Annotated in this window: 21 protein-coding genes; 15 read left to right on the forward strand and 6 right to left on the reverse strand. The window is 37.6% G+C overall.

The window, feature by feature from the left end; genetic code table 11:
- Positions 1–151 precede the first annotated feature (151 nt).
- Complete coding sequence (locus tag ACTIEV_RS01740; RefSeq protein ID WP_322197185.1) at positions 152–2,551, forward strand: hypothetical protein; 2,400 nt, start codon at positions 152–154, stop codon at positions 2,549–2,551.
- A 35-nt stretch (positions 2,552–2,586) separates the two neighbouring features.
- Here ACTIEV_RS01740 and ACTIEV_RS01745 read toward each other — a convergent pair whose 3' ends face one another.
- Positions 2,587–2,931, reverse strand: a complete 345-nt coding sequence (locus tag ACTIEV_RS01745; RefSeq protein ID WP_322197184.1) for a hypothetical protein — start codon at positions 2,929–2,931, stop codon at positions 2,587–2,589.
- Between the two features lie 8 nt (positions 2,932–2,939).
- A complete protein-coding gene (locus ACTIEV_RS01750) occupies positions 2,940–3,968 on the reverse strand; it encodes a serine hydrolase domain-containing protein (protein WP_322197183.1) in 1,029 nt (342 codons plus the stop codon).
- Between the two features lie 159 nt (positions 3,969–4,127).
- Here ACTIEV_RS01750 and clpB point away from each other — a divergent pair, with 159 nt between their 5' ends.
- The 4 genes from clpB (at position 4,128) to ACTIEV_RS01770 (ending at position 8,625) form a co-directional block, all read left to right on the forward strand.
- Positions 4,128–6,731: an ATP-dependent chaperone ClpB gene (gene clpB / locus ACTIEV_RS01755; protein ID WP_322197182.1), complete on the forward strand. Its 2,604-nt coding sequence runs from the start codon at positions 4,128–4,130 to the stop codon at positions 6,729–6,731.
- 123 nt (positions 6,732–6,854) lie between these two features.
- A complete protein-coding gene (locus tag ACTIEV_RS01760; protein WP_322197181.1) occupies positions 6,855–7,367 on the forward strand; it encodes a YdeI/OmpD-associated family protein in 513 nt (170 codons plus the stop codon).
- Positions 7,368–7,435: 68 nt separating this feature from the next.
- A complete protein-coding gene (locus tag ACTIEV_RS01765; RefSeq protein WP_322197180.1) occupies positions 7,436–8,008 on the forward strand; it encodes a TetR/AcrR family transcriptional regulator in 573 nt (190 codons plus the stop codon).
- 59 nt (positions 8,009–8,067) lie between these two features.
- Positions 8,068–8,625 carry a hypothetical protein gene (locus tag ACTIEV_RS01770; protein WP_322197179.1) on the forward strand — a complete coding sequence of 186 codons (558 nt, stop codon included), beginning with the start codon at positions 8,068–8,070 and terminating at the stop codon, positions 8,623–8,625.
- A 128-nt stretch (positions 8,626–8,753) separates the two neighbouring features.
- On the opposite strand, the gene ACTIEV_RS01775 is transcribed toward ACTIEV_RS01770, so the two are convergent.
- Both ACTIEV_RS01775 and ACTIEV_RS01780 read right to left on the reverse strand, forming a co-directional pair.
- Entirely contained in the window at positions 8,754–9,524 is a 771-nt protein-coding gene (locus ACTIEV_RS01775) for an NIPSNAP family protein (protein WP_322197178.1), read from the reverse strand.
- Positions 9,525–9,530: 6 nt separating this feature from the next.
- Positions 9,531–10,829 carry a M20/M25/M40 family metallo-hydrolase gene (locus ACTIEV_RS01780; protein WP_322197177.1) on the reverse strand — a complete coding sequence of 433 codons (1,299 nt, stop codon included), beginning with the start codon at positions 10,827–10,829 and terminating at the stop codon, positions 9,531–9,533.
- Between the two features lie 293 nt (positions 10,830–11,122).
- Between ACTIEV_RS01780 and ACTIEV_RS01785 the strand changes: the two genes are divergently transcribed.
- Positions 11,123–12,007 carry a DUF4382 domain-containing protein gene (locus ACTIEV_RS01785; protein WP_322197176.1) on the forward strand — a complete coding sequence of 295 codons (885 nt, stop codon included), beginning with the start codon at positions 11,123–11,125 and terminating at the stop codon, positions 12,005–12,007.
- 126 nt (positions 12,008–12,133) lie between these two features.
- The gene (locus ACTIEV_RS01790) at positions 12,134–13,354 is read left to right on the forward strand and encodes a TCR/Tet family MFS transporter (RefSeq protein WP_322197175.1); all 1,221 of its coding nucleotides are present in this window, start codon (positions 12,134–12,136) and stop codon (positions 13,352–13,354) included.
- Here the strand turns inward: ACTIEV_RS01790 and ACTIEV_RS01795 are convergent.
- Positions 13,351–13,869, reverse strand: coding sequence for a RidA family protein (locus ACTIEV_RS01795; RefSeq protein WP_322197174.1), 519 nt, complete (start codon positions 13,867–13,869; stop codon positions 13,351–13,353). The genes ACTIEV_RS01790 and ACTIEV_RS01795 overlap by 4 nt on opposite strands.
- Before the next feature lie 31 nt (positions 13,870–13,900).
- Positions 13,901–15,730 (reverse strand): M61 family metallopeptidase, encoded by a 1,830-nt coding sequence (locus ACTIEV_RS01800; RefSeq protein ID WP_439515947.1) that lies wholly within the window; start codon positions 15,728–15,730, stop codon positions 13,901–13,903.
- 232 nt (positions 15,731–15,962) lie between these two features.
- Between ACTIEV_RS01800 and ACTIEV_RS01805 the strand changes: the two genes are divergently transcribed.
- From ACTIEV_RS01805 to ACTIEV_RS01840, 8 genes are all read left to right on the forward strand, one after another.
- Positions 15,963–16,166, forward strand: coding sequence for a cold-shock protein (locus tag ACTIEV_RS01805; RefSeq protein WP_178887176.1), 204 nt, complete (start codon positions 15,963–15,965; stop codon positions 16,164–16,166).
- Between the two features lie 125 nt (positions 16,167–16,291).
- On the forward strand, positions 16,292–17,113 hold the full coding sequence (locus ACTIEV_RS01810) for a purine-nucleoside phosphorylase (RefSeq protein WP_439515948.1): 822 nt from the start codon (positions 16,292–16,294) through the stop codon (positions 17,111–17,113).
- 70 nt (positions 17,114–17,183) lie between these two features.
- Positions 17,184–19,229 carry a putative porin gene (locus ACTIEV_RS01815; RefSeq protein ID WP_439515949.1) on the forward strand — a complete coding sequence of 682 codons (2,046 nt, stop codon included), beginning with the start codon at positions 17,184–17,186 and terminating at the stop codon, positions 19,227–19,229.
- 56 nt (positions 19,230–19,285) lie between these two features.
- On the forward strand, positions 19,286–19,678 hold the full coding sequence (locus ACTIEV_RS01820; protein ID WP_439515950.1) for an HYC_CC_PP family protein: 393 nt from the start codon (positions 19,286–19,288) through the stop codon (positions 19,676–19,678).
- A 99-nt stretch (positions 19,679–19,777) separates the two neighbouring features.
- On the forward strand, positions 19,778–20,245 hold the full coding sequence (locus ACTIEV_RS01825) for a heavy-metal-associated domain-containing protein (RefSeq protein ID WP_439515951.1): 468 nt from the start codon (positions 19,778–19,780) through the stop codon (positions 20,243–20,245).
- Positions 20,246–20,329: 84 nt separating this feature from the next.
- Positions 20,330–20,839, forward strand: a complete 510-nt coding sequence (locus ACTIEV_RS01830; protein WP_439515952.1) for a heavy-metal-associated domain-containing protein — start codon at positions 20,330–20,332, stop codon at positions 20,837–20,839.
- Between the two features lie 26 nt (positions 20,840–20,865).
- A complete protein-coding gene (locus tag ACTIEV_RS01835; RefSeq protein ID WP_439515953.1) occupies positions 20,866–21,678 on the forward strand; it encodes a hypothetical protein in 813 nt (270 codons plus the stop codon).
- 17 nt (positions 21,679–21,695) lie between these two features.
- Positions 21,696–22,109 (forward strand): hypothetical protein, encoded by a 414-nt coding sequence (locus tag ACTIEV_RS01840; RefSeq protein WP_439515954.1) that lies wholly within the window; start codon positions 21,696–21,698, stop codon positions 22,107–22,109.
- The last annotated feature ends 13 nt before the right edge of the window (positions 22,110–22,122 follow it).

The raw sequence follows: 22,122 nt of genomic DNA on the forward strand, positions 1-22,122 counted from the left end.
ATCAGGAATACGATATCAATATTTGATTGTCTGAATTTTAATTTTCTTGAGTTTCTTGATCCGCATCCCATCGAATTTAACATTCACCCACCTATAACAGAAAAATCAAACACTAATTTTATGCTTTATCTTACACCACAAAATGATTGGAATGAAGCATTTTTATTTTCTCGTTGGATTATTTTTTTTGAGCATGGTACCCGGTAAAGTGGTTGCACAGGAAATAGACTCTATTATGGATGCATATGCCAATATTTTTCCAAAAGAGAAAATGCATATTCATTTTGACAAGCAATTGTATAATAAAGAAGAGACCATCTGGTATAAATTATACCTGTTGGCAGAATATATACCAAGTCCGTTAAGTAAGAATGTTTATGTTAATTGGTATGATACAGAAGGTAAAATGTTGCGTCAGACTGTTGCTCCTTTGTTTCAGGCAACTGCCAAAGGGTCTTTTGATATTCCTACCGACTACAAAGGTGAATTTGTAAGAGTAAAAGCCTATACCAGCTGGATGTTGAATGATGATACCAGTTTCATTTACCAGCGGGATATTCCCATCAATAAAGGTATTCCTGTTGCTAAAACGAAACCCATACGTAAAACCCGACTAGAGTTATTTCCGGAGGGTGGCAATTTGGTATATGGGATCGATGAAAAGATAGCTTTTAAAGCCTCAGATCAACAGGGGCGTCCGGTAATGGTGAAAGCCCAGCTCATGAATCAAAAAAATCAAGTACTGGATACCTTGCGTGTGAAGCATGATGGTATGGGTTTCTTTTTTCTGAAACCTGTACCGGAAGATCAATATAGAGTTGATTGGATAGATGAATATGGTATGAAAGGAAGTACGCAGTTAACGGGTATACAAAAAGAGGGATTATCGCTCAGTATTACCGGAACTAATGATAAGGCTTTAATACAAGTAGAAAGAACTGCAACAGTTGCTGAAAACATGAAGCAATTGTTTCTATTGGTTCATATGAATGAACGTCCTGTGTACAAACTGCGATTGAATATGACTGCTAAGACCGTGATCAATACTGCGGTCCCCATTGAAGAATTGCAGACAGGAATTCTTCAATTTTCTTTATTTACCAATGATTGGATACCCTTAGAAGAAAGGATTTTATTTGTGAACAATCGGATGCATGAGTATAATTCTAAGATCAATCCAGGTATTGTAAGTCTTGAAAAGAGAGGTAAAAACATACTGGAAATATTGGTATCTGATACTGCGGCTGCTAATATGTCTATTTCAATAACAGATGCCGAATTATCCGGTGAGGAACAGCATACAATATTCTCTGATTTTCTCATCAGCCATCAGCTCAGGGGTTATATCCATAATCCGGCATATTATTTAAAAAGCGATGCAGATACCATTACTTCCAGATTAGATCTTGTAATGCTTACCAATGGGTGGAGACGTTTTGATTGGGATAAATTGAAAGCAGCTACGCAACCTGTACTAAAGTATGCACCTGAGACAGAATTCATAAAACTAAAAGGAAAAGTATACGGGATGGAATCAGGAAGAGTTAATGGTCCTGAATTATTAAATGTAATTGTCAAAGGAAAGGACAGTAGTTCTAGTATCTATTTTATCCCTATTCAAAAAGATGGTTCTTTTGATGAACCATTATCTATTTTCTTTGATACAGCACGTGTTTACTACAATTTCAATGATAAAAATAAAACAGGTTTTGTTGGACAGGTACAATTGGGAAATGGTTTATTGAAGAAAGAACCGGGTAGTACTATTCGAATGGAGCAAATGCCTGTATTTCAGGTGTGGTCGGATAGTATTGGGCTGGCAAGGATGAATTTATTCTTACAGGAACAAGAGAAATTGCGTAGAAGCATGGCAACAGCTACATTACAAGAGGTAGTAGTAAAGGCGAAAGTCAAAGATCCCACTCAGATTTTGGATGAAAAATATGCGAGTGGGCTTTTCTCCGGTGGAGATGCTTACAGTTTTGATTTAGCCAATGACAATATGCCCGGTGCCTTGAATGTTCTTAGTTATTTACAAGGTAAGGTTGCAGGTTTACAAATTTCTGGTAGTGGTGCTCAAATGTCGATGAGTTGGCGAGGAGGTACCCCATCTTTGTATTTGAATGAAATGATCACAAATGTTGATATGGTGCAGAGTATTCCTATTACTGATATCGCTTACATTAAAGTGATGCGCCCTCCCTTCTTCGGATCAGGAGGTGGGGGTGCAGATGGAGCGATTGCTATTTATACAAAGAAAGGTGGGGATGTGCAACGAAACGATCCCAATAAAAAAGGGATGGAAAGTACGATACTTGCAGGCTATTCCAAGTTTAAAGAGTTTTATAATCCTGTTTATACCAAAGAACCTACTTACGAAGCAGATACCAGAAGTACACTCTATTGGAATCCTTATATTCTTACCAATAAAAAAACACCTCGTTTTCGGATTGAGTTTTATAATAATGATTTCTCTAAAAAATTATTAGTGGTGTTGGAAGGCATCAATTCAGAAGGCAGAATGACAAGAACGGTGAGGTATCTCGAATAACTTTTAACTTGCACAGGGCTTAAGCCCTGTGCAAGCTAAAAATCTTCTTCCAAATGTAAAATATGAAAAAACCTGTGTGCTAAAGGTGCCAGCACAATTCCGATATTTGTAATAAATGCTACTCCACTAAATATGGCATAGAAAGAAGAGAACCATTTTCCACCTATTGTTTCAATCTCCACTACAGGTCCCATACCAGATAAAATCATAGACGCATTGTGAAAAGCATCCAGCCATTCAATATCGGCTGTATAATGATAGCCTAATACCCCTGTTAATAAACAAATTGCCAATACACTCAATGCGAATACAAGATTCTTAACCACTCTTCTATAGAAAAGCGGTTTGGATGCAAGTGGCTCTCGTTTATTTTCATACATAGATTGGGTCATTTACATGTAGAAGGAAGAATTCCATCAATGATATCCTTCATAGTAAGATACAATTGTTTTTTCTCTTCTCCGAGTGATCCTTTAGTAAAAAATATACATGCATAACCCCTGCATCGATCAATCATTGGCCATGTGCCGAATAATCCTGGAGAAGTCATAGAAGTACCTTTCCCATTCTCATCTGTGGTCATGATCCATTGTCCAAACCCATATTGAAAACCTTCTGCAGCTTTGGGTGCATATTTAATCATATTCGTGGTTGTATAAACTGTTTCCATCTGCTCAATAGCTTTCTCACTCAAGATTCTTTTACCGTTATGAACTCCTTTATTTAAAATCATGGCTAGAAAAGTCATATAATCTCCCGCACTTGATTGTGCACCACCTGATGGGTTTACTGCATTGAAACTGGCAAAGCTAGTATTACGCATTTGCAAAGGTCTTGTGATCTTTTCTGCCATGAGTTGCTCAAAGCTTCTTTTGGTAACGATTTCAAGAACTTTGGCCGCGATATTTAAACCAATATTACTGTATCTGAACTCCAATCCGGGATTGGAAATGATTTCTCTGGTAGATGCAAAATCATTGATCTCTTCCTCCAAGTTGGAATATTTTTTTCGATTCAACATCTCTTTCAGATTACGGATAGGATCGGATTCTATTCCTGTTAAATGAGCTAAACAATCCTTGATCGTAATATAACCTTTTGAATACTTGGTGAATATGGGAAGATATTTACTGACCTTATCATCTAAGGCAATTCTCCCTTCATCTACATATACCATTACCAATGCAGCTGTCAACCATTTACTGGCACTGGCAATAGGTGCCTGTACCTTCGCATTAAAATCTGTACCAATGGCTTTCTGATAAATCACTTTACCATCTTTATAAATCATCGCCACAATATGTCCCGCCAGTTCTTTTTTAGAAGCCTCTAGTTTACTATCTAAAGCACTAAAATCATATTGGGCATGTGCAAACTGTAAGAATAGCATAAAACACAGTGCTAGACTGACTTTCATGCAGGAATAATAAGATTTTACAGACATAATTTCAGAATTTCATGGTTTTATTCGCTAAAAAAAATAGTAGAACAGTTTTTGTGTACAAATTAGGAATTCATTTGTGAAGGCAGATCAAATTTCTTCCAAATACCATTTAATTATAACAAATACACGCATATGAACGTTAACAACTATACTATAAAGGCTCAGGAAACTATTCAAGCTGCTCAACAGCTGGCTTTCAATGCCAATCACTCGTCTATCGAAACGGAACATTTACTAAAAGCATTGATCGCCGATAAAGAAAGCCCAATTGCTTTTTTATTAAAAAAAAATAATGTCGCCATTACGCTTTTAGAAACAAAGCTGGAAGAAGCGTTTGCACGGTTACCCAAAAATCAATCAGGAGAACCTGCACAAACCATCAGCCGTGATCTCAATACCGTTTTTTTGAAAGCAAATGCGCTGTTAAAAGAATTCGGCGATGAATTCATTAGCCCAGAACATTTGATGTTGGCTTTACTTCAGATCAATGATAATACAGCTAAAACACTTAAAGATGCGGGTCTTACTGAAAAAGGTTTGAAAATAGCGATTAAAGACTTGCGCAAAGGTGAGAGTATTCAATCACAAACACAGGAAACACAATTCAATGTGTTGAATAAATATGCCCGTAATCTGAATGAGGCGGCAAGACAAGGAAAATTAGATCCTGTGATTGGGCGCGATGAAGAAATCAGAAGAACACTGCATATCTTATCACGTAGAAGTAAAAACAATCCAATTTTAGTAGGTGAGCCCGGCGTGGGTAAGACTGCTATAGCGGAAGGGCTGGCGATGAGGATCATCAATGGTGATGTACCCGAAAATTTAAAGTCTAAGATCATCTTTACATTGGATATGGGGCAGTTGATCGCCGGTGCTAAATACAAAGGAGAATTTGAAGAAAGATTAAAAGGGGTTGTCAAAGAAGTGGCAGCGAGTGATGGAGAGATTATATTGTTTATTGATGAAATCCATACATTGGTTGGAGCAGGGGGCGGAGAAGGAGCAATGGATGCTGCCAATATCTTAAAACCAGCACTAGCTCGTGGAGAGTTGAGAGCCATAGGAGCCACTACTTTAAATGAATACCAGAAATATTTTGAGAAGGATAAAGCATTGGAACGTCGTTTCCAAAAAGTGATGATTGAAGAACCCGGTATTGAAGATGCTATTTCTATTCTTCGTGGGTTAAAAGATCGTTACGAAACACACCACCATGTTCGTATTAAGGATGAAGCGATCATAGCAGCTGTAGAATTATCCAATCGTTATATCACGGATCGTTTTCTTCCTGATAAAGCCATTGATCTTATCGATGAAAGTGCAGCCAAACTTCGACTGGAAATGAATTCCATGCCCGAGGAGTTGGACACACTTGAAAGACAAATTCGTCAACTAGAGATTGAACGAGAGGCCATTAAGCGAGAAGATGATGAAGAAAAACTAAAAGAACTCAATATTGAAATTAGTAACCTGAGTGTACAAAGAGATACCCTTAAAGCTAAGTGGAAAAATGAAAAAGAGATCGTAGATAAAATTCAACAAGCAAAAGCAGGTATTGAAACCTTGAAACTGGAAGCAGAGCAAGCAGAAAGAAATGGAGACTATGGTAAAGTAGCAGAAATACGTTATGGTAAGATCAAAGAACAGGAAGCGGTGATTACTGATTATACGGAACAACTGAATCAACTAGGTGAACAAGGTCGACGATTAATGAAAGAAGAAGTAGATGCAGAAGATATTGCGGAGAATATTGCAAAAGCTACCGGTATTCCCGTGGCTAAGATGATGCAAAGTGAAAGAGAAAAATTATTGCACCTTGAAGAGGAGTTACATCAACGTGTAGTTGGACAAGAGGAAGCGATAACTGCAGTAGCCGATGCGGTAAGAAGAAGTAGGGCTGGATTGCAGGATCCGCGTAAACCTATTGGATCATTTATATTTCTAGGTACTACCGGTGTCGGTAAAACAGAATTGGCAAAAGCATTGGCAGCCTATTTATTTGATGATGAACACCTGATGACAAGAATTGATATGAGTGAGTATCAAGAGAAACATACGGTATCACGATTGGTAGGTGCTCCTCCGGGTTATGTGGGATATGATGAAGGTGGACAATTAACGGAAGCTGTAAGACGAAAACCTTATAGTGTAGTGTTGCTGGATGAGATTGAGAAAGCGCATCCGGATGTTTGGAATGTATTGTTGCAGGTATTGGATGATGGACATTTAACAGATAATAAAGGAAGAACCGTGAATTTCAAAAATACCATCATCATCATGACTAGTAATATCGGGAGTCATCTGATACAAGATGCTTTTGATGCTGTTCAAGAGGAAAATATTGCAGAGGCAACTGAACGCGCTAAACATGAGGTTATGGATCTGTTGCGTAAAACAATTAGACCCGAATTTTTGAATCGTGTGGATGAGATCATTATGTTTAGTCCATTGATGAAGAAGCAAATCATGGGTATTGTGAAAATACAGTTGGATGGATTAAAGAAGATGGTTGCTGAAACCGGAATTCGATTAGAGTTTAGCGAGTATTTATTAGAATTTTTGAGTGAACAAGGATATGACCCTCAAATGGGAGCAAGACCATTGAAACGGTTGATACAAAAACAGATCGTTAATGCACTGAGTAAAAAAATCCTAGCAGGCGAGATTGATAAATCACAAAAAGTATTGATTGATGCATTTGATGGGGTAGTGGTATTTAGAAATGAGGACTAATGAAAAGAGGCTATATCAAAGTATTGATACAGCCTCTTTTTTTTACCATGGACTATCGACTATTGACTATTTGCCGTAACCCATCAATCTAATTACCAGCTTCTTTTGTATTTTGTAAGTGCTATGACCCGCTTCACAACCTCACTTCAACAATTTGACGAGAAAGGCGAGAAATCCGGATGGACATATATTCTTATTCCCCAAGATATTGCCGAAGTCTTAACTCAGGGAAGTCGCAAGACCTTTCGTGTGAAAGGAAAAATCGATGCACATGCCATCAAAGCTGTTGCGGTGATGCCAATGGGTGATGGATCTTTTATTCTGCCGGTCAATGCTCAAATGCGCAAAGCCATCGGTAAACGAAAGGGGGCCATGGTCAATGTTTCATTAGGAGTAGACCATGCGCAGCCCGAAGTACCTCCTGTTTTAGCTGTTTGTTTGGCAGATGAACCAAAAGCAAAAGCATTCTTTGAGCAGTTGCCTCTATCCCAGCGGAATTATTACAGTAAATGGGTGGTGGCGGTGAAATCAGCCTCATTACAAGCCGAGCGAATTGCGCAAGTGATTGATGCCCTGTATCTTGGGTATAATTTCGTAAGTTTCATGCAACACCTAAAGGAAAAGAAACAACAATAAGCTTTCACCGTTCATCATTTTTATAGACAAAAACTTACTATTTAGTCAGTTATTCTTAACTTTAGTTCATGGCTGCCAGACATACAGATACTCGCGAAGAGATCGTTCGCATTGGAACCCAGTTGATCAAGAGTCATGGATATAATGCATTTAGTTATGCAGATATATCAGAACAATTACAGATCAAAAATGCGGCGGTTCATTATCATTTCAGGGGTAAGGAAGACTTACTGGCAGAAGTACTGGATCAATACATTGATCAGTATCAATTGTTGAAGAAGCAGTTGGTTCAATTGAATGCCAGTGCAACATTTGCAATGGAAAAATTCATTGAACGATATTCTATTTTGGTGGATGCTAACAGTATATGTATCATCGGTTCTATTGCATCAGATTACAATACCTTACCTGAATCTGTAAAAGAAAAAGTACATCAACTTGTGACGATGGTCTTGAAAATGGTAGAGGAAACCCTAGCATCGGGCAAACGTTCGGGGGAATTTCAGTTCAGTGAAACAGCTAAAACCCAAACATTACTCGTTATGACGAATCTTGCTGCAGGCGTTCAATTGGCTAGAATCACCGGGAAAAAAGATTATGATACAATAAAGCGGGCGATCATTCGTCAACTTAAAGGATAAATTTTTTTATATTCAAAACTTACTTATTAGTAAGTAATTAATAAACTAAAATCAAAACCATGAAAAAAGCATCCGTTTACATCGCTATCCTATTTGGCATGTTACCGTTGTTCATGTCTGCACAAACAGATACCAAAGGATCAGTTGTCACTGCTTCTAATGAAGTACTGGAAGGAACCATCAAAGACCAGTTACAGAAAAAAGGGAATATTTTATTCACCAATGCTTCCGGTAGTAAGAAATTGTATTCACCGGCTGATCTGTCAGAATTTTCGATCAATGGGATCCGATACGTTTCTTACGCAAATGATTTTTATAAAGTAGTTACAAGCGGTAATAAAGCGCTACTCTATATCCGCGTTACTGATAACAGTGGTAAACTTTTATACAATGGTGCTGAAATGGTAACTGTATCTACCGCAGAAGGAAAATCAGGAGACTATTATCTTCAGTTAAAAAAAGATGATAAACTGAATTGGTTATCAAAAAAGAACTTTAATGATGTGATCACGAATGCATGTGCTGATTGCAGTACTGTGATCAACAATATTAAATCGGGACAATTTGATTACACCCAGTTAACCAAACTGATCGAACAATACAATAATTGCCAATAAAAATGAAAGGATGAGGAAGTCTCAAAAGTAAAAAGAAGGCTTTGAGAATCGCCTAAATGAAAACTTTCTCCATCAGGTACCCGAATAAAAAGAGGCTGTATCGGACTTTTGATACAGCCTCATCTTATTTAAAGATCAGAATACGGTGTGGGTGTTAAAAACACAATATCAATTTTACTGACTGTATTTTGATATTCAGGCATAGAAGAGAGTCTTTTCCATTCCGAATCTACAACAAAACTTTTCCAATGCTCGTTCCGGTCATTCATATTTTCAAAACTGGTCATGTACATCAGATTGGGCATTCGAGTACCGCTCAATACTTCACCATAAAAAACGGCATTAAAGTTCAACCGCTTGAATAGTTTGATCTCGCCTCCTTCATTGAACATCTCAACTTTCTTCCGATAGATTTTTTCTGAAGCTGATTCATAGCTTCTCAATTCATAGACCCGCATGGGAGCAGGATTTTTTAAAGTAGGGGTAGCTAAATAAGGCATATCAGTAAATGCCCGTAATACAATTGTTTCAAAGCGTTCGTAGGTTGGATGATCATGTTTAGTCTGTATATATTCGGCACCATCTCCCTGAAATCTAGCATCACCCATCATGCGATCCTCAAGTTGATAAAAATGATCTGTCGAAGGAGCCGGAATCAACAGGTATAACTTTTTCATCACTGCAGTATCATTGGTGATGGGCTTGAATACTCCAATTTTAGTAATACCATATCTTTTGGCAGCAGGCTTCCAAGCTTTTTCAATAAATGTTTCTGTTCTGATTAATTGGTCATCATTTTTGCAGTGGTACACTCTGATCAGATAAAAGTCTCTTTTCGATTGTGTATAGCCTGTAAAAGTTAATAAGATCAAATAAATCAATATCCATTTCTTATTCATATGTAATTATTGAGTTTGTGTGAGACGATAAATTAATATTGCAGCACGTTGTATTAAAAGCGGTAGATCGTTGAGATTGATGGTCTCGCCAACAGCATGCGCCCCTTTGCCAGAAGCACCCAATCCATCAATACAGTCTACATATTTTGCTACATAAGAAATATCTCCGGCACCCCTTGAACCAGGGTCGCCGGCATTAGCCGGTCCTAAGCCCATATCTCGCGAAACCTTATCCACCCATAATCTCAATATATTATTGCCTTTGGTAGGTTCCATGGCCGGAATACCATCTGTGAATGAAATTTTAGCCTTTGTGCCGTTTAAATTTTCTTTTGAAACAATCGCTCGCATTTTTTCACGGGCATTTTCTCTTTGTTGCTCGGTTAAAAAACGAAGGTCACCTTCTACAACTACTGCAGGTGAAATAATATTGGTCTTGCCCAATACAGATGCTTTTATTTGTTTGTGATCATATTGCATTTCTGATCCACCTGCAATGATACCGGGATTGAAAGTCAGGTATTTTTCATTGGATAAATTTTCTCGAAATGCATTCAAAATACGCGCTGATTCAAAAATGGCTCCATAACCCGAACCTTGACCAAAAACACCGGCTGAATGCCCGGTTTTTGCGTTTACTTCTAATTTCCAACTGCTAAAACCACGTCTACCAATAGCAATTGTATTCCTACCTTGTGCCGTTTCAAATCCAAGAGCCACATCAGCAGCTTTTGCTCTTTCGATAAAATCGGCGCGACTAATACTGGTAGGTTTACCTGACTCTTCTTCATCCCCGGTAAAATAGACTACAATAGAAGTATTTTCTAATAAACCCAAAGATTCCAATGCCTGTAATGCCATGACCACCACCACATCACCCCCCTTCATATCATTTACACCTTGTCCTGTAGCTGTTGAATCATTGATTTTGGTATAGGGTGTAAAAGGCATATCCGGTTCAAAAACGGTATCCAGATGTCCGATAATGAAGATTTTTTTTCCTTTGTTTCCTTTTCTGGAAGCTACCAAGTGTCCGGCTCTTTTTAATGAATCGGGTAATAGTACCCATTCAGTTTGTAAGCCGGCTTTTTTTAATTCCCTGCTAAAAACTTCACCTGTTTTTTTGACACCGGGAATATTAAATGTGCCACTATTAATATTAACCGTCTCTTCTAATAATTTTTCAGCGCTTATCCGGTTTGATTTTACCCAATTGATGATCTTGATTTCTGTATCGGAAAGTCCTTGCGAAAAAATTTTTTGAATCAGAAGCAACGCAATAACTAAAGCTGGTATCTTTTTCATGTAACTCATTTGATGAAGACCAAGTTAATGAGTTTTTCGCTATCTAATAAAGGAATTCGGTCATATGCTTGATTAGATAGCGTTGTTACAAGCCGGTGATAAGCCGACTTATTTATCCAAAACTTTTATTGAGAAAAATGATGCCAGTCGGTAAATAGACGTCTTATGTCAACACTTAGCTATAAAATATCCTTTAACAAAACCTTAGTACACATTAGGCATTCTTTTTGTCTCTAATCAAAAAAAGATAAAAAAGTGCCGATGATTGAATGCTACGCTAAAAACAAGCACACATGAAAACAAAACAAGCATTACTCGGAACCCTGATGTTATTTGCCATTGCATTTACCATCACATCTTGTCAAAAATCTGAATCTGCGCAAGCGCCCGCAGGAAAACAAAATCTTAGTTTGTATATGACCGATGGTCCTGGTTTTTTTGATCAGGTATTCGTAGACATCAAAGCTGTTAAGGTATTGGTAGATACAACAAAAGATACTCGTAAAAATGATACCTGTAATTGGGATCGCTTAGGTGCTTATATTGGGTCTACATTAGGAAATAGAAAAGATTCAGGTCTAGTATGGACAAATCTAAATATTCGTGCAGGTGTATATGATATTTTGAATTTGCGTAATGGAGTTGATACGCTATTAGCAGCTACAGATATTCCTAAGGGTGCTATCCGTTTAATTAGAATTGAGATTGGAACACAAAACTCAGTGGTAAAGGATAGTGTAACTTATCCGCTTTACTGGCCGGAGAATAAGCCCAATTATATCCTGATTAAATTGAAAGGAAATGAATGTGAAGAGTACCTGCCCGGTAGAATACGTTTATGGCTTGACTTTGATATCAGCAGATCTGTAATAGTCGTAAACAATAATAAGTTTTACCTGAAACCCATCTTCCACATCTTTATTGAGAAAAAAACAGCGAGTGTTTCCGGTAAAGTAAAACCTGAGGATGCAAAAGCAGTATTGACACTGTTTAATAGTACCGATACAGCTTATGCCTTGCCGAATAAAAACGGGGAATTTAAAATGAGGGGATTAAAAGACGGTACTTACTCCTTATACATTAATGCTTCGAATAATTATAAGGACACTACCATTAATAATATTAAAGTTGAAGCACCTAAGAATACTCATATAGGTGTGATCGAACTCAAGAAGTAGGTTTTCAAGAGCAAGGGTTAAGGGGAGCTTTCGGGCTCCTCTTTTTTTATGCCCAAATCCCAGTTATTTGCTCAATCTTCACAGGAATACGGCAACTTTGCAAAGGCCCTTTTCAAATGAGCAAGTATGCAAAACCGTAAAGCTGCAATTGGATTTATTTTTATCACGCTGTTGATTGATGTAACCGGACTGGGACTTATTATCCCGGTAATGCCAAAATTGATTGAAGATCTTTTACAAACTTCAGATATTAGTAAGGCTTCTCAGTATGGTGGGTGGCTTACTTTTGCTTATGCATTTGTACAATTTCTTTTTGCACCCGTTTTGGGTAATCTAAGTGATAAATACGGTCGTCGACCTGTATTACTTCTATCACTATTAGGATTTGGAATTGATTATCTTTTTCTTTCATTTGCTCCTTCTATCGGATGGTTATTTATTGGAAGAATTATCGCCGGAATTACAGGCGCCAGTTTTACAACTGCTTCAGCTTATATCGCTGATATTAGTACCCCTGAAAATCGTGCACAGAACTTCGGGATGATAGGCGCTGCTTTTGGACTAGGCTTTATCCTCGGACCTATGATTGGAGGGTTATTGGGTGAGTTAGGTGCTCGTGTCCCGTTTTTTGTTGCCGCTGGTTTAGCATTACTGAACTGTGCCTATGGCTATTTTGTTTTGCCTGAATCTTTATCAAAAGAAAACAGGAGAAATTTTGAATGGAGAAGAGCCAATCCGGTCGGATCTTTATTACAGCTAAAAAAATATCCTGCAGTAGCGGGATTGATCATCTCCATGGTCCTGATTTATATTGCCGGACATGCTGTGCAAAGTAATTGGAGCTTTTTTAATATTGAACGTTTCGGATGGAGTCCTAAAATGATCGGTATCTCTTTAGGGATTGTGGGATTATTGGTGGGCGGCGTACAAGGTGGACTCGTTCGTGTCATCAATCCGCGAATTGGCAATGAGAAAAGTGTTTATGTGGGATTGGGATTATATGCACTTGGTTTATTACTATTTGCATTTGCTACCGAAGGATGGATGATGTTTGTTTTTTTAATTCCTTATTGTTTGGGTGGTATTGCAGGTCCGGCCTTGCAATCTATTATATCAGGTCATGTTCCACCCAATGAACAAGGGGAATTACAAGGAGCACTGACCAGTTTAATGAGTGCTACTTCTATCATTGGGCCACCCTTAATGACAAATCTCTTTGCATATTTTACACATAAAGAAGCGCCCGTTTATTTTCCGGGCGCCGCATTCTTTTTAGGTGCTGTATTAATGATGGCAAGTACTTATTACGCTTATAAAGCTTTGCACACAAAAAAAATAACTGATTAATTTTCAACTTCAACAATCATTTCAATTTCAACGGCCATATTCATTGGTAGTGATGCTATACCCACTGCACTTCTAGCATGTTTACCTTTATCGCCAAATATGGCTACCATCAAATCTGAAAAACCATTAATCACTTTTGGTTGATCGGTGAACTGCTCAGTGCTATTAACCATTCCCAATACTTTTACGATTCTTTTTACTTTCGAAAGATCCCCAACAGCAGCCTTAAGTGTTGACAATAAATTGATACCAGTCAACTTAGCTGCATTATAACCTTCTTCTATGGAAAGTTCTTTTCCCAACTTACCGGTAGTATACTTGCCATCTGCATTGGCAGGTCCATGGCCGGATAGGAAAATGAGATTACCGGTACGTACAAACTTAACATAGTTGGCAATAGGATTGGTTGGAGCTGGTAAGACAATACCCAACGATTGCAATTTTTGTTCCGGTGTTTGTGCAAATGTTGTGGTTATGAAACAGTAGCCAATAAACAGCAATAATACTTTTCTCATTTGTACTTTGATTAATGAAGCGACTATTAAATTACAAGTTTGTTTTCGAAGTGAACCAACTATCTCTGATCTTTTTCATGTCGTTAGTAATGGTTTGTCCTGTAGTACTTATATCTACTATCGATAAGCTACTATTTTCCTTCAGCGTCAAAGATGTTGTTTTCTCCTTACCGCGGTGTTTATAAGTAACTTTAACGATATCTCCCGGCTTTTTATTTAGCATATAGTTGTTGACATCTGCCGGGGTTTTCATTGGAGTTTCATCAATTTGCAGAATCTCGTCATTGATATCTAAACCTGCTTCATAAGCAGCCGTTCCTCTGGTAGTGGTTGAGGCGATCACAAGTTTGCTATCTCTTTCATTGGTTTTGAGATTCAGTCCTGACACTGCTTTTCCTTCGTTTGATTTTTTAACGATGTATCCTGCTTTCGCTAGTAATGCTGCATAATTGATGGGTTCATGTCCGGTAATATATTTTTTGAAAAATTTATCGGCAAAAATTGGATTGCTGATAGCCGCCAAATTTTGTTGCATGGTAGAAAGTGTATAGGGTATTTCCTGTTTACCATGATTCTTCCACATTACTTTCATATAGTCATCTAGCGTTTTACCAAATTCAGTCTGCAACTCTAAATCCAGTGCCAGTGCAATAGCGGCACCATAAGTATAGTAGGAGGTAAACATATTTCCATAGTTATTTTTATCGATGGACACAGATGCATCAACAAATACAGCATGATTACTTGCATCAACGGGAGAATAATAAACAGCACCCGGGGAGTTTGTTTTTGTGTTCACAAGCGAATTGACTGTTCCGATAAAACGTTGAGGTGAGTTGATTCCGGCTCTGGCTAATAATAACTCACCATAATACTGCGTAAATCCCTCAGCAAACCATAGCTCATGGCTCATATTACTTTTCTCAAAATTGAAGGGCTCTAATGTTTTTGGTCTGATACGCTCCACATTCCAGTTATGAAAAAATTCATGTGATGTAACGCCATACAGAAACGCAGGATTGAAAGTAGCAGTGGGCTGAGAGATCATAGTCGAATTTCTGTGTTCCATTCCATCTCCTTGTACATAGCTGTTAGCGCTCATGATAAAAGTATATCGACCGGTTTCATAAACCGGGTATTCTCCAAAAACTGCTTTTGCTTCTGCTACAATTTTTTTGGTTTTTTCTGTCAGTTCATCAACCTGCTCATTGCTGGCATCGGCTTCCAAGGCAATACGAATGGTATAAGACTTGCCATCTGCATTGGATACTTTCCATTCACGAATAATGAGGTCACCTATTTTAGTAGGACTATCCATAAAGTATTGCAGTCCGGGTGCAGTAAAAGTATGAGGACGATCCGTGGGAAATAATTGTGTTGCTACGATGCCTTTATTTTCTGCCGGGAGATCAAAACTGATTTCAATCGGTACTCGATCATATCCTTTGATCCACATAAAAGCTGCCGGCATATTGAAGTGAATACTTTCAGGATCAATACCCGCATAAGTACCATCTGCATGATTCGCAAATAAAGTATAAGTAACAGTAATAGCGCCTTTATGATCCGATACCTCAAATACATCTCCATCTATTCGTTGGATCGTTAGTTTATTTCCCTGTAAATCTGAAGCTATAACATCGTATACATTTTTACCAAATTCATGTGTTGCATATCTGCCAGGGGAAGAACGGCTCATTTTGAAGACAGCCGTTTTTTGTGCAATACCTGTTACAGTCAAACTAATTTTTGCTTCATGATGTACTGCATTCGGGAAAGCAACTTTATAGCTGATTTTTTGCGCAATGCCATCGAACATGCCGGCAATTAGTAAAAGGGATACAATGAATTTTTGTAGCATATAGATGTATTTGAATACTCGCTAAGTTAAATGACTCATTCGATTTAACAGATCATTCTCAAAAGAGAAGGATGAATGGTAAAAAGCTGCTATGTACTGATTGTTAGTGTATTAGATTGCTTTTATTGCTATCAAAAATGGAATCATCAGTCGTTGAAGACTTCATTTAATTGGTGGGGCAGTTTTTTAGGCGTACATTTGCACTCTTAATTTACAATTTACAAATTTACAAATGGACACACAAATTCAGGGAACTGTAAAGTTCTTCAACGAGGAAAAAGGTTTTGGTTTTATTAAGCATGATAACTCCAGCAAAGAAACTTTCGTACATGCTAACGGTCTGATCGATCAGATCGAAGCAAACGATAAAGTTATCTTCGACGTGCAAGAAGGTCGTAAAGGACCTAACGCCGTTAATGTTAAGCGTATCAACTAATTCAAGTATACATCTTAACCTTATGAACCATCCCGCCTAAAGCGGGATGGTTTTTTTATGTATCTACCCGTAGAATGCACGTATGCTTATAGCTTTGGTTATATTTGCTCCTTAAATTAATAGCTATGTCATTGGTGATGCAACAGTTGCAAGAAACAAGTGCTTTTATTCGTGAAAAAGTCTCAGGTAGCGCTAGTATAGGAATTATTCTGGGGAGTGGGTTGGGTAATCTGGCCAATGAAATCATCCCGGAATTTGAAATCGCTTATCATGATATTCCACACTTTCCTGTGAGTACAGTTGAAGGTCACAAGGGTAAACTCATTTTTGGAGAGCTGGGTGGTAAGAAAGTGTGGGTGATGGGTGGTCGTTTTCATTTTTATGAAGGATATACTCCCATGCAGGTAGCTTACCCTGTAAGGGTGATGCGTATGTTAGGTGTAGACACTTTATTACTATCCAATGCAGCCGGAGGTGTGAATCCTGCATTTCATGTTGGGGATTTAATGATTATTAAAGACCATATCAGCTTTTTTACCGTAAATCCGTTATTGGGTAAAAATGAAGATGCGATCGGTACACGTTTCCCTGATATGAGTGAGCCCTATAACAAAGCATTGATCCATATTGTCAAAGAAATAGCTCGTAAGAATAATATCCATGTGCATGAAGGCGTATACACGGGGGTAACGGGTCCAACATTTGAAACAAGAGCGGAATATAAATTAATAAATGTGTTAGGAGGTGATGCTGTTGGTATGAGTACTGTACAAGAAACTATTACAGCGGTTCATTGCGGCATGAAGGTTTTTGCCATGAGTGTCATTACTGACCTGGGTATTCGTGAGGAAGAAAATACCATTACTCATGAAGAGGTATTGCAAGCGGCTACCGATGCAGAACCAAAACTAACCTTGCTGTTCAGAGAGCTGATCCAAACACTATGATTGATTTATTTGATAGTTTTAACTTACCTGCAAGCAGGCTTTACCCTTATTTTGCAGTAGATTCTACCACATGCGTTTAGTGAAAAGACCTTTTTTTGGTTTACTTTTTTTACTCATGAGCTATATGCTGCATGCGCAGACTGGTACTCTTCGTACACGTAATTTGGGTAATCAATCATCTACACAGGGTAATGCTATTGCGTATGACCGTAATGGTAGACCTATGCGCAATTCAGGAGGTAATGACTCTTTGAAGACGCGTAATAGTTTGGCCGACTCTATCACGATCTTCTATCGTTATTTTGATTCTACACGTAACAGAACGATTGATTCCTCTATCAATGACTTTTATACGCGATTTCCATTACCATATCAATACCAGTCTTTAGGGAATTACGGAACTGCTGCACAGTCGCTTTTATTTACACCTTTTATGCAGGCTGGTTTTGATGCCGGATTTCATGCGTTTGATATTTACCAATTTACCATTCAGCAGACAAAGTTTTATCAGACTACTCGTCCATATACAGAATTGTCTTATTTGCTGGGTAGCAAAGCAGAGCAATTGATCAATGTGCTGCATACACAGAATCGAAAAGACAATTTCAATTTTTCATTGGAATACCGTTTCAGTAATGCACCCGGCAACGTGAAAAATCAAAATGCTAGTCATAATAATTTCAGGTTCACGTCTCAGTATAAATCTCCGAATAGAAAATATGGACTCTACTTTATTTTCCTTTCCAATAAAGCAGCATCTTCTGAGAATGGAGGTTTGCAGAATGTAAAAAGACTAGATAGTTTATCCTTGAATGATCCTTATGAACTGGAAACAAGGCTTGGTAGGTCAGGTGCAGCCAGTCGAAATCCTTTTAATACTGCAGTAAGTACAGGCAATATCTATAAAGAGTCTACACTATTCATCAGACATTTTTATGATTTTGGTAAAAAGGATTCTTTAGTTACTGATTCTACTACCTATAAGATCTTTTATCCAAGATTTCGTTTGGAACATACGCTACGGTATTCAACCAATAGTTATCAGTTCATAGATAATGCAGTTGATTCTTTGCGATATGAACAATATTTTAATCGTAAGGTACCTGATAGAGTAAATATTGGTTACAACGACCGTTGGACTAGTATTATCAATCAGTTCAGCATGCTAACATTTCCTGATAAGAATAACCAAAGCCAGTTTATAAAAGCAGGAATTGCATTACAGAATCTAAGTGGTCGGTTTGATTCTATATTTCGGAAGAGCACTTATAATATATATGCCTTGGGTGAATATCGTAATCGCACAAAGAATCAGGTCTGGGATATTGAAGCAAGGGGTGAACTGTATTTGAATGGATGGAATGCCGGTGATTATGAAGCTTGGATCAGTATGAAAAGACTATTAGGGAAGAAATTGGGATACTTGAATGTAGGTTTTCACAATGTAAATCGATCTCCATCATTCATTTTTGATCCGCTTAGTCGCTTTCCCATAGATAACCGTACCAATTTCGGCAAAGAAAATATAGTACGTCTTTTTGCGAATTATGAGAACCCCAAAAATGGGTTAAAAATTTCCGGGAACTATTATGTGGTGAATAACTACACTTATTTCGATAGTTTTTTTCATACAAAACAAGAAGCTACATTATTCAATGTGTTTCATGTAAGTCTGGAGAAGAAATTCAAATTATCTCGCTATTGGAATTGGTATACTGAAGTACATGTTCAACAAAAGACCGGTCAGGCTCCGGTTAATATCCCTTCATTACTCACACGAAATCGGATTGCATTTGAAGGTAATTTTTTTACCAATCTTTTTTTATCAACAGGATTGGAAATTCGTTATTACACCCCATATAAGGCAGATGGCTATTCTCCTTTTATAGGACGTTATTTTTACCAGAATACGGAAACCATCTCAAATCGTCCGGATATCAATTTATTCCTGCATTTCAGAATAAAGAGCTTTAAAGGCTTTGTTCGGTTTGAAAACCTGAATACACTCAATACTAGTAAAGGCTTCGAATTCAGTAAGTTGAATATGGTTTCATCCGTTTATCCATCTTTAGGACTCTGGACCAGGGTAGGCATTTGGTGGAACTTTATCAACTAGTCATTTAACAAAAAAATAGCCGATATTCATCGCTTCTTACTTAATTTTGTCATGTAATGAAACGCGTACTCGTATCCATAATTGCATTGATCTATTTCACTGTTAGCAGTGGAATGGTAATGAGTGTACATTATTGTATGGGTGAAGTCAGCAATATCCAGGTCAATCAAGTTCCTGAAGAGCGTTGTATTTGCGGAATGTCCAAAAAAGAAACTTCATCAAAAGGCTGTTGCAATACAGAATTTACGATGGTGAAGTTGGCCGATACCCACAAAGCTTCTTCTGCCTCTTATGATATACAAACCCCGGTAGCTTTAGTATCTCGCTCCTTGAGTCAACTGGAAGCTCCTTTATACAATACCAGTATAAAAATCTATACAGATATACATGGTCCGCCATTATTATCTGAACAAGATACATACCTTCTTAACTGTGTTTTCAGAATCTGATACCATTTCCTGTAATGGACTTTTATGCTAGTCAGTGATTAGCATACTCTTTTTATTTTATTGATTATTTCAGATTCCAATCATTTAAATTTTATTATCATGAAAACACAATCTATTTTTTTAAGCATATTATTTTCTTTCATTTCAATTTTTGCTATTGCACAAACCAAATCTCCGGCTGTAAAATCAGAGGAGATCAAAGTTTGGGGTAACTGTGGTATGTGTAAGTCTACCATTGAAAAAGCAGCTAAATCAGGTGGTGCCACTTTTGCGTTGTGGAATGAAGACACCAAAATCCTCAAAGTAAAGTATGCTGCTGCTAAAACATCGAATGCAAAAATTCAGGAGAAGATAGCTGCTGCAGGCTACGACACCAAGGATCTAACTGCTAATAATGATGCTTATAACAATCTTCATGAGTGCTGTAAATATGAACGTAAAGGCAATACAGAAACAGTAAAGCATGATAAGGCTTGTTGCAGTGATAAAGAATGTAAGTCAGATAAAGATTGCTGCACCGACAAATGTGCAAAAGACAGCAAAGATTGTTGCGCTAAAACCAAATAATCGAAACACATAATTTTTATCATGAGCGGATATGTCACTATGAAAAGTAGTGGCATATCCTTGCTACCATAAACATCATTTTATATGAAAAAGATTTTATTCTTATTATTTATATCTTTTGGATTACTTGCGAATGCCCAGTTCACAAAAGCAAACCTGCGTGCGAGTGGGCTTACTTGTGCTATGTGCTCTAAAGCAGTCTATAAGTCTTTATCTTCTATTGCTTTTGTAGAAAAAATAAATGTAGACATTCAAAAGTCAACATATGAGATCGTTTTCAAAACGGGCATGGGTGTTGATTTTGATGCATTAAGTCGCGCTGTTGTGGATGCGGGATTTTCTGTTGCACAATTACAAGTTACATCAGTATTCAATGGGGTAAAAGCAAAAAAGGGATCCCAGATTGAAGTAGATGGTAAGATGATTCAATTCATCAATGGAAATGATCAGTTATTAAATGGTGAAAAAACTTTTAGCATCGTCGATAAAAATTTTGTTTCTGCCAAAGAGTTTAAAAAATACAGTGCTTCTGCAGGTAAAACCTATGTGTCTGGTTTTGCAGAAGGAAAGCGTGTATATCATGCTGTTCTCTAATTGATTTTACAATTTTAAATTCTTTTATGAAGCAAATATTAATTGTAGCAGGACTGTTATTGTCTATTTACTTACCTGCACAAGAGCTGTATGTGTTTACAGAGCCTGCTAGTAATATGCCGGCAAAATCTATCGGAGTAAAGCAATCCGGAAAATGGTTGAATAATGCCATGTCTGGTAGAACTGAAAGCAGGCATACTTCAGAAATCATGTTTGGAGTCAATAAAAATTTGATGGTTCATGCCGCTGTTACCTTGTCTGACATGTATAGCAAAAATGTGCGAGTAGAAAGTTATCGGACATATGCTAAATATCGTTTTTTAACGATTGATGGTATGTACAGTCATTTCAGACTGGCAGCTTTCGCTGAAGCATCCAAAAGTCGGAATCGCTCACCTTATGATGAATTGAGTTTGGAGGGCGATCAAAGTGGAGTTCAGGCTGGGATCATTGCAACACAATTACTTCATAAACTGGCCATCTCAACAACCTTGAGTATGACGGAATCTCTGCAGGAAGGTAGAAATGCACCCGGACCTAAACTGGTTCCTTATCGTGCATTCAATTATTCTTTGTCAGCAGGATATTTATTGTTCCCTAAGAAGTATACCAGTTATGAACAAACCAATCTTAACCTGTATATAGAGTTGTTAGGTCAGCGTACCTATGATAAGAAGCGCTATTTTGTTGATCTCGCACCGGCAGCACAATTGATCTTTAACAGTCAAGCCAAATTGAACCTGGGTTATCGTTTTCAGTTAGGTGGCGATATGATGCGAATGGCAGATAAAAGCTGGATGTTGAGTTTTGAGTGGCTTTTCCTGAATGCTTTTAAATAGTCTGAAAAACCTATACAATGGCTATCGGATTTATGTACCTTTATTCGGTGCGTAAAACGGTAGCCATATTATTTACTGCCATCTATCTATTAGGAGCAACAGAAGCCAGTCAACTTTTAAAGTTACCGGTTTTGGTTCAGCATTATTATGAACATAAAGCAGGTAATGCTTCTGTAACGCTCTTTACTTTTCTTCAAATGCATTACTTGGGTAATGATAATGATGATACTGATAACCTCAGAGATGAGGCTTTACCATTCAAGACGATGGACGATTGCTGTGTAATCGCTTCCAATAGTTTACCTCCTCAGAAATTACAGATTATCCATATCGATTTCAATGAAGTGGAACAAGAGTTTACTTTATTGAATGATCCATCCCGATTTTTTATCTCTCCGGAAGATATCTTTCAACCTCCCCGGATCTCTTAAATATTAGAAGACA

Origin of the sequence: Sediminibacterium sp. (genome assembly GCF_051861365.1) — a bacterium.
In the GTDB taxonomy this organism is placed as follows: Bacteria; Bacteroidota; Bacteroidia; order Chitinophagales; family Chitinophagaceae; genus Sediminibacterium.